This window comes from Burkholderia sp. APQ4-4ca, assembly GCF_057837105.1.
Genome location: NZ_JBYQCG010000235.1, coordinates 1 through 8,024, shown reverse-complemented (window position 1 = coordinate 8,024; position 8,024 = coordinate 1). Strand labels below are relative to the sequence as shown.

Here is an 8,024-nt window from a genome sequence, read left to right as displayed (position 1 = left end):
CATCGGCGCCGTGCGCGACGATCGCCATGCCCTCCGGCACTTCCTCCCACGCGCCGCGCAGGTCGACGAGCGGCTCCGACACGACCATGAACGCCTCGTCGCCGGCTTCGGCGATGCGCGGGTTATGCGGATACAGCTCGTGCAGGTGCTTGAACGACGTGCTCTGGAACAGCGAGCGCGATTGCCGTTCGCTCGAATAGCGCACCGCGACGATCCGTTCGCCGTCCGTCGCGCAGATCGTCATGTTGAGCGGATCGGCGACGCGATGCCGCGCGGCGGTTTCCTCCACCACGCCGACCATGCGTTCGAGCGCCGGCAGCGGCGCCTGCTCGAGACCGTACGTCAGCGCGAGGCGGAACATCAGTTCGGAGTCGGTCGAGCCTTCGAGCGTGGGGAACAGCGCGGGATCGACCTTCATCGTCAGGTCGCGGCGCAGCTTGTGGAAATCGCGGATCAGCCCGTTGTGCGCGAACAGCCAGCGGCCGTGGCGGAACGGATGGCAGTTGGTTTCCTGCACGGGCGTGTCGGTCGCCGCGCGAATGTGCGCGACGAACATCCGCGAGCGGATCGCACGCGCGGCTTCGCGCAGGTTGCGGTCGTTCCATGCGGGATGCACGGAGCGATAGCGGAACGGGAGTTCGTCGGGGTGCCCGTACCAGCCGATGCCGAAGCCGTCGCCGTTGGTGGTCGTCGCGCCCAGCTCCGAATGCAGGCTCTGGTCGATCAGCGAATGCTTCGCGCGGAACAGCACGGTTTCCAGATGAATCGGATTGCCCGTATAGGCGAGCCAACGGCACATGGAGCGCTCCTTCACGATGTATCGTTCGCGCATGGTAGCCGACTCCACGACGCTTACGCGTCGAAGCGAGTCGCCCATATTCGTCACGCACGGCAGGCTCGTTCGCGCGATGCGCAACCGCCCGGCCATGCGGTCGCGCGCCACGCCACGCAACGACGCGGTGCGGCACGACGAGCGTGCCGCACCGCGCGGGCTCAGTCGCCGAGCGCGTCCATCACGCGCGCCGAATAGACGAGCGCCGCACCGGCATTCAACGCGATCGCTACGCCGAGCGCTTCCGCCACTTCCTCCTTGGTCGCGCCATGCTTGGCCGCTTCTGCCGTATGCACGGCGATACAGCCGTCGCAGCGCGTCGTGACGGCCACCGCGAGCGCGATCAGCTCGCGCGTTTTCGCGTCGAGATGGCCGGTTTTGGCGCCCGCGCCGGACAGCGCCTTGTAGCCGGCCAGCGTATCGGGCGACAGCTTGGCGATGTCGCCGATACGCGTCGAGAGTTCCTTCCGGTATTCGTTCCAGTTCAGCATGATGCGTCCTTGTCGAAAAGAGTGAGGAGGGCGGCGGGTGCCGCGAACTCCGGCGATGCAAGGCTATTCTGATCGCTATCGATGAGGGTTTGGATACGTTGAGGCGTCGATTTTCAGCGCAATCGTCTCGTGGATGCATTGCGTCAACCGTGGCTCACGCTCGCGGCGGATGCGCGACGGGCCGTCGTGACGCGCGCCAAAGCTGCTACCATGCGCAAAACGCAGTTCGATGACAACGATTTCGAACAACAAGAAAGAGAGGGCAAAGCAATGAACCAGACCACCATCCAGCAACCGTCGTTCGCGTTCGTGGCCGCGTCGTGGGCCGCACTGATCGCCGGTTTCGCGGCCTTCCTGATCGGGCTCTGGAACGCCGGCATGCAGCTCAACGAGAAGGGTTATTACTTCACCGTGCTGGTGTTCGGCCTCTATGCGGCGATTTCGCTGCAGAAGAGCGTGCGCGACCGCGCGGAAGGCATCCCCGTCACCGGCATCTACTACGGCCTCAGCTGGATCGCGCTGCTGCTGTCGATCGCGCTGCTGATCGTCGGCCTCTTCAACGCGACGCTGCAATTGAGCGAGAAGGGCTTTTACGCGATGTCGTTCGTGCTCGCGCTGTTCGGCTCGGTGGCCGTGCAGAAGAACACGCGCGACTTGCAGAACGCGAAGCCGCGCTATACCGACGCCGATTCCGCGCCGTCGATCCAGGAGTGACCGCACGTGCAGCGGGCGCCCGCCGAGGCCGCCCGCTGCGCGACGCCGTTCGTGGTACCCGCATTCGCCGGCGTGCCGCGGGCCCGATGTCCTTTCGTTTTGTCCATGCCGTCGCGCATGACGATGGAGATATTCCGGATGCCGAACTTCACCGACACCGCAGCGCGGACGCGCACGGCCGCCCGTTCCGTGGCCGCGCGGGCTGCGTTTGTGCTGGAGACCAACAACCTGCGCGGCGGCGCGGCGCTCGCGCAGGCCGTCGACAGCCTGAAGCGCGTCATGGCGGCGCTGGCGAAACAGACCGTGCCGCCGGCGGAACTTGCGCAATGGATCATCACGCACGACGGCCTGCCCGCCGACGCGTGCGCGGACATCACCGCGCTGGCCGGCCGCCCGATCGACTTCGTCGAGATCGGCGCGAGCACCGGCTACTACGACGCGAAGAACGACGGCTTCGATCGCGTCGATGCCGATCGCTGCGACATCGTCGTATTCGGCGATGCCGATTGCCAGCCGGCCGACGACTGGGCTCAAGCACCTATATGGTGCGGTACTGCGGGACGTGAGTGTGCGGTGAATCGGCCGGGGGCTGGATCAGGTCGCTCGCGACCTGAGCGTGGCGAGCATCGTCGAGAATCCTGCTCCATCGGCGCGACGACAGACGCAAAAAAGCCTCCGCGAGGGAGGCTTTTTTACACTATCGAAGATAGTTGGTAGGGTGGGAGGGACTCGAACCCTCGACTCTCTGATTAAAAGTCAGATACTCTAACCAACTGAGTTACCACCCCACATTCTTGAAACCTGTCGGTTCGTTGCTTCAATAAACTGAGCAACGACCTGAAGAGCAAAAGATTATAGCGGCGGGTTACAAGGCTGTCAACAACCCGTCACGATAATTATTTGATGGTTTCGAGCTTGCCCTGCGCCGTCTGCGCCGCGTTCGACCCGGCGTACTGCGACACGACCTGCTCGAACGTCTTCTTCGCGGCCGCCTTCTGGCCTTGTTCGAGCTGGTTCGTACCGATCGCCACCAAGGCGTCGGCCGCGCGCGGGTGTTGCGGGAACTTGCTGACGATCCCTTGCCACGTCGCGGTCGAACCGCGGTAGTCGCGCAGCGCGTATTGCGCGTTGCCGTACCAGTACTGCGCGGTCGGCTGATAGGGACTTTGCGGATACTTCGCGATGAACGCGCGGAACGAAGCCGCGGCCGCCTTGAAGTTGCCGTTGCGGAACTGCTGCTGCGCCGCGCTGAGCGCATCCGTTTCACCCGGCTGCACGGTGCCTTCGACACCATCGATCGTCGCCTGCTGCGGCTCGAACTTCTTGAGCCGCGTGTCGAGATCCTGGTAGTACTCCTTCTGCTGTCGCTCGAGCGTCGTCAGCCGGTTCGTCAGATCCTCGTTCTCGCCGCGCAGCGTCGCGACCTGCTGACTCAGCTGGTCGAGACGGCCGGATTGATCGAGGATCGTACGCTGGGCGGCCGACAACTGGCTCGACAGGTTGTCGCTCTTGCTGCGCAGATCGAGTACGGCACGGCGCGCTTCGTTGTCGTCGAACATGCCGGCGTGCGCCGGCGCGGCCGACCACGCCGCGCCCGCGACGCAGAATGCTGCGGCAACGCGCAGCCAGGTTGAACGGTGCGTCATACGGCGATTCTTCCGTTACTTACTGTTGGTAGACGAGGTCGGCGCGACGGTTCTGCGCCCACGATGCTTCGTCGTGACCCGTTGCCTGCGGCTTTTCCTTGCCGAGGCTCACGGCTTCCATTTGCGAGTCGTTCACGCCGAGCAGGGCCATCGCGCGGCGGACGGCTTCCGCACGCTTCTGGCCGAGCGCGAGGTTGTACTCGCTCGTGCCGCGTTCGTCGGTGTTGCCCTGGATCAGCACGTGGCGCTGCGGGTGGCTCTTCAGGTACTGCGCGTGCTGCTGCATCAGCGGCTGGTACTCGTCCTTCACCGAATAGCTGTCGAAGTCGAAGTAGATGCTGCGCTTCGCGAGCGGGCTGTTCGGGTCGTTCAGCGGATCGACGTTCACTTGCGCGACGTTGTCGGCGCTCGGCTGCGTGCCGATTGCGCCGGCGTTCGCCTTGTCGTCGAGCTTCACGCCCGACTTGCACGCTGCGAGCGCGCTGATCATCATCACGGCCAGGGCCAGACGAGCTTTATTCGACATCATGGTTACTCTCCTTGTGGTCATTGCATGAAGGGCCCCCACGACGGCTCGCGAACGGAGCCGCCCTGGACGGACAGGATCTGCGGCGGCGCGCTGCCGTCGGAAGGCACTGCAGCCAGCACGTTGCGGCCACCCGACTGGGTAGCGTACAGAAGGTACTGGCCGTTTGCCGCGAAGCTCGGCGATTCGTCGCGATTGGTATTCGTGATGGCGTTCGCCGCGCCAGTCTGCAGATCCTGAACGTACAGCTTGAAGCCCCCGCCCGTGCGGGAGATGTAAGCGAGCAGCTTGCCGTCCGGGCTCACGCGCGGGCTCGTGTTGTAGCTGCCGGTGAAGGTCACGCGCTGCGCGGCGCCGGCGCTCTCGCCCTGTGCGGGCATCCGGTAGATTTGCGGCGCGCCGCCGCGATCGCTCGTGAAGTAGATCCAGCGGCCGTCCGGCGAGTAGAACGGTTCGGTGTCGATCGAGCTGCTCTGCGTGAGACGGCGCAGGCCGCCGCCGTTCGCGTTGACCGTATAGATTTGCGTATTGCCCGTCAGCGACAGCGCGACGGCCAGCGTGTTGCCGTCCGGCGACCACGCCGGTGCGCTGTTGTTACCCTTCTGGTCGGAGACCATGTAGCGGCGACCGGTCGGCAGGTCATGGATGTAGACGATCGGTTTCTTGCGCTCGAACGACACGTACGCGACCTTCGTGCCGCTCGGCGACCACGCCGGCGAGATGATCGGTTCGGTGCTCGACAGCGCGATGCGCGCGTTCTGGCCGTCCGAATCCGAAATCTGCAGCTGGTAGCGGTTGCCGGTCTTGATCACGTACGACAGGCGCGTGGCGAACACCCCGCGCACGCCGAGCAGCTTCTGGTAGATGTAGTCGGCGATCTTGTGGCCGGCCGTGCGCAGCGTGGTGTCGGTGGCCGTCAGCGACAGGCCGCCGAGGCTTTGCTGCTTCACGGTGTCGTACAGGATGAAGTTGACCTTGTACTGGCCGTTCGCCTCGCGGTTCACGCTGCCGGCGACGAACGCATTCGCGCCCTTGGCCTTCCACGCGCCGAGATCGACCGATGCGGTCTCGGGCACGGGCGTGCTGCCCGCGTCGATGTTGGTGAATTTGCCGCTGCGGGCGAGGTCGGCGCGCACGATCGACGTAACCTGCTGCGGCAGGCTCGCCTCGTTCGTGAAATTCGCGGTGGCAATGGGGAACTGGGTCGACCCGACACCGGTGATCAGCACGTTGACCTGGGCGTTAGCGGCGCTGCCCGCCGTAATCAGACACGAGGCCACGAGTGCCCTGAAACCTAGCTTTGTCATCAAACTCATGCTTCTTGCTTCCCGTATGGCTTGGATCGCTGCGCAACCGCAGAGACAGTAAAAATACCCGATTCGTTCCCGTCCGACAGCGACGCCCGGAGTGTAAGCGCATTTCGTTTCACTCCGCCGCCTTGAAGGTAATCGTAATGTCGGACGGGGTACGACCGTTAGAATCGGGCGGCAACGGGACCGATGCGTGGATCGCATTGACCACGGCTTGATCCCACCCCGAATTCCCGCTCGAGCGGGAGACCGATGCGCTCAATACGTCACCGGACGGCGTGCACCGAATCTTGACGACGGTGGTCAGGCCTGCCCGCTCGCCGCCCCAAACGATGTTCGGCTTGACGCGGCGGCGCACCTTGTCGGCATAGCCGGGCGTCGCGGCATTGCCGCCGGAGCCCGTGCCTGTGCCGCTTTTCGCGAGGCCGTCGCCGCCGCCTTCGCCGGCGCCGGACAGCCCCTGCATTTGCGCGAGGCGCGCGTTGCGCTCGCGGTCGAGCTTCGCGTTCGCCGCCGCAGTGGCCTTCGCGCGCGCCGCGGCTTCGGCCTTCGCCTTGGCCTGGGCTTCCGCCTTTGCCTTCGCGGCTGCGTCGGCCTTCGCCTTCGCCGCCTGCTGCGCTTCGAGCTGCGCCTGCTTTTGCTGCTGGAGTTTCTGCTGTTCGAGCTTCTGCTGCTCGGCGAGCTGCTGTTGCTTGAGCTTCTCGGCCTGTTTCTGTTTTTCGCGTTCCGCGGCCTTCTGGGCGGCGAGCGCGGCGGCCTGCTGCGCGGCAAGCTGCGCGCGCCGGGCTTCCTCTTCCTGCTGGGCCTTCAGTTGCTGCGCACGGCGCTGCTGCTCGAGCTGCGCTTCGCGCGCGGCCGCTTCCTGCTGACGCTTCTTTTGCTGCAGCGCGATGTCGGCCTGCTCGTCGCGCACCGGCGGAGGGGGCGGCGCGACTTTCACGGGCGGCGTGGGCGTGACGACGGGCCGCGGCGCGGGGACGTCGGGCACTTCGGTCCACAGCTCGGCCTCGGCGCCGGCCGGCGTGCTGTTCTGCCACTGCACGCCGTGATAGAGGAACAGTGCGAGCAGCACGTGCATCAGCGCGGCGAGCGCGAACGCGCGCCACGTCCCGCGCTCGCGAGGAGGCTGGAGCGGGTAGGCGGACCTGCGCGTGGATTGCTGCCGGTTCATTGCGATTTGACGAGGAGGCCGACGCGCTTGACGCCGCGCGCCTTCAGATCGGACATCACGGTCATGACGGCATCGTACTGCACGGTCTTGTCGGCTGCGATCACGACCGGCTGGTCAGGATGATCGGCCTGACGGGCCGAGATGAAGCTGTCGAGTTCGGCCTTCGTCATCGTGTCTTCCTGGGTCGCGCCCGAATCGCCCTTGTACTTGACGCTCATCGTGCGGTCGGCCTTGATGTTGACGACGACGGGCGGCGTCTGCTCCTGCGGCGCGGCATTGCCGACGGTCGGCAGGTTGATGATCGACGGCGCGACGAGCGGTGCGGTGACCATGAAGATCACGAGCAGCACCAGCATCACGTCGATGTACGGCACGACGTTGATGTCGGCCATCGCGCGGCGCGAGCGGCCGCCGCGCATGCTGGATCGGATGGGGCTTCCTGCCATGGCGCGCTCCTTACTGGGCCTGACGCTGCAGGATGTTCGAGAACTCTTCGATGAAGGTCTCGAAGCGGATCGCGAGGCGGTCGATGTCGTGCGCGTAGCGGTTGTACGCGACCACCGCCGGAATCGCGGCGAACAGGCCGATCGCGGTGGCGACGAGCGCCTCGGCGATGCCCGGCGCGACGTTCGCGAGCGTGGCCTGCTGCACGTTCGCGAGGCCGCGGAAGGAGTTCATGATCCCCCAGACCGTGCCGAACAGACCGATGTACGGGCTGACCGAGCCGACCGACGCGAGGAATGCGAGATTGGCTTCGAGCACGTCCATTTCACGCTGGAACGACGCGCGCATCGCGCGGCGCGCACCGTCGAGCACGAGGCCCGGATCGCTGAGGCGCTTTTCCTTCGCCTTCAGGAATTCGCGCATCCCGGATTCGAAAATCCGCTCGAGCGCACCGATCGTGTGACGGTTGTTGGCCGCGCTTTGATACAGCGCCTGCAGGTCTCCGCCCGACCAGAAATCCTTCTCGAAGCGTTCGGTCTGCGCGCGTGCGCGGCGGATCGCGAACCACTTGCGGAAGATGAAGGTCCACGACATCAGCGACAGCAGCAGCAGCAGCCCCATCACGGCCTGGGCCAGCACGCTCGCGTTGAGGACGAGGGAAATGATCGACAGGTCTTGAACAGTATTCATAGAGGTTTGAGTAACGTCCCTTCGGGAATGCCCGGCAAGGGCGTCCGGTGTGCGTGCGGCGCGGCGCGCCGGCGATGCCCGACGCCGAACCTTGCTTAGTATCGAATCAGAACGGCAAGTTCATAGGCTGTATCTAAACGGCGCTCATGCGAGCTTCGTTGACAGACCGGTCTGCCCGGTGTCGATGACGGGCCCGCGAT

The 8,024-nt window shown here is 65.3% G+C and carries 10 protein-coding genes and 1 tRNA gene; 2 read left to right on the top strand and 9 right to left on the bottom strand.

Annotated elements, in window-relative coordinates:
* Both AC3IFE_RS29860 and AC3IFE_RS29855 read right to left on the bottom strand, forming a co-directional pair.
* The coding region (locus AC3IFE_RS29860) for a class II glutamine amidotransferase (protein ID WP_489193923.1) at positions 1 to 799 on the bottom strand (799 nt) is incomplete at its 3' end.
* Between the two features lie 194 nt (positions 800 to 993).
* Complete coding sequence (locus tag AC3IFE_RS29855) at positions 994 to 1,323, bottom strand: carboxymuconolactone decarboxylase family protein (RefSeq protein WP_006484989.1); 330 nt, start codon at positions 1,321 to 1,323, stop codon at positions 994 to 996.
* A 270-nt stretch (positions 1,324 to 1,593) separates the two neighbouring features.
* Between AC3IFE_RS29855 and yiaA the strand changes: the two genes are divergently transcribed.
* Positions 1,594 to 2,037 carry an inner membrane protein YiaA gene (yiaA, locus tag AC3IFE_RS29850; protein ID WP_050011812.1) on the top strand — a complete coding sequence of 148 codons (444 nt, stop codon included), beginning with the start codon at positions 1,594 to 1,596 and terminating at the stop codon, positions 2,035 to 2,037.
* Positions 2,038 to 2,175: 138 nt separating this feature from the next.
* A complete protein-coding gene (locus tag AC3IFE_RS29845) occupies positions 2,176 to 2,754 on the top strand; it encodes a glycosyltransferase family 2 protein (protein WP_489193813.1) in 579 nt (192 codons plus the stop codon).
* On the opposite strand, the gene AC3IFE_RS29840 is transcribed toward AC3IFE_RS29845, so the two are convergent.
* From AC3IFE_RS29840 to tolQ, 7 genes are all read right to left on the bottom strand, one after another.
* Positions 2,749 to 2,825: transfer RNA gene (locus tag AC3IFE_RS29840), tRNA-Lys, on the bottom strand. The two genes, AC3IFE_RS29845 and AC3IFE_RS29840, sit on opposite strands and share 6 nt — an antisense overlap.
* Before the next feature lie 108 nt (positions 2,826 to 2,933).
* Positions 2,934 to 3,683, bottom strand: coding sequence for a tol-pal system protein YbgF (gene ybgF, locus AC3IFE_RS29835; protein WP_089466748.1), 750 nt, complete (start codon positions 3,681 to 3,683; stop codon positions 2,934 to 2,936).
* 19 nt (positions 3,684 to 3,702) lie between these two features.
* A complete protein-coding gene (gene pal / locus AC3IFE_RS29830; RefSeq protein ID WP_489193811.1) occupies positions 3,703 to 4,212 on the bottom strand; it encodes a peptidoglycan-associated lipoprotein Pal in 510 nt (169 codons plus the stop codon).
* 17 nt (positions 4,213 to 4,229) lie between these two features.
* Positions 4,230 to 5,525 carry a Tol-Pal system beta propeller repeat protein TolB gene (tolB, locus tag AC3IFE_RS29825; RefSeq protein WP_301738038.1) on the bottom strand — a complete coding sequence of 432 codons (1,296 nt, stop codon included), beginning with the start codon at positions 5,523 to 5,525 and terminating at the stop codon, positions 4,230 to 4,232.
* A gap of 109 nt (positions 5,526 to 5,634) precedes the next feature.
* Complete coding sequence (gene tolA / locus AC3IFE_RS29820; RefSeq protein ID WP_489193808.1) at positions 5,635 to 6,690, bottom strand: cell envelope integrity protein TolA; 1,056 nt, start codon at positions 6,688 to 6,690, stop codon at positions 5,635 to 5,637.
* Positions 6,687 to 7,136 (bottom strand): protein TolR, encoded by a 450-nt coding sequence (tolR, locus tag AC3IFE_RS29815; protein WP_006484943.1) that lies wholly within the window; start codon positions 7,134 to 7,136, stop codon positions 6,687 to 6,689. Before tolR ends, tolA begins: the two co-directional genes overlap by 4 nt.
* Before the next feature lie 10 nt (positions 7,137 to 7,146).
* Positions 7,147 to 7,824, bottom strand: coding sequence for a protein TolQ (tolQ, locus tag AC3IFE_RS29810; RefSeq protein WP_006476795.1), 678 nt, complete (start codon positions 7,822 to 7,824; stop codon positions 7,147 to 7,149).
* Positions 7,825 to 8,024 lie beyond the last annotated feature (200 nt).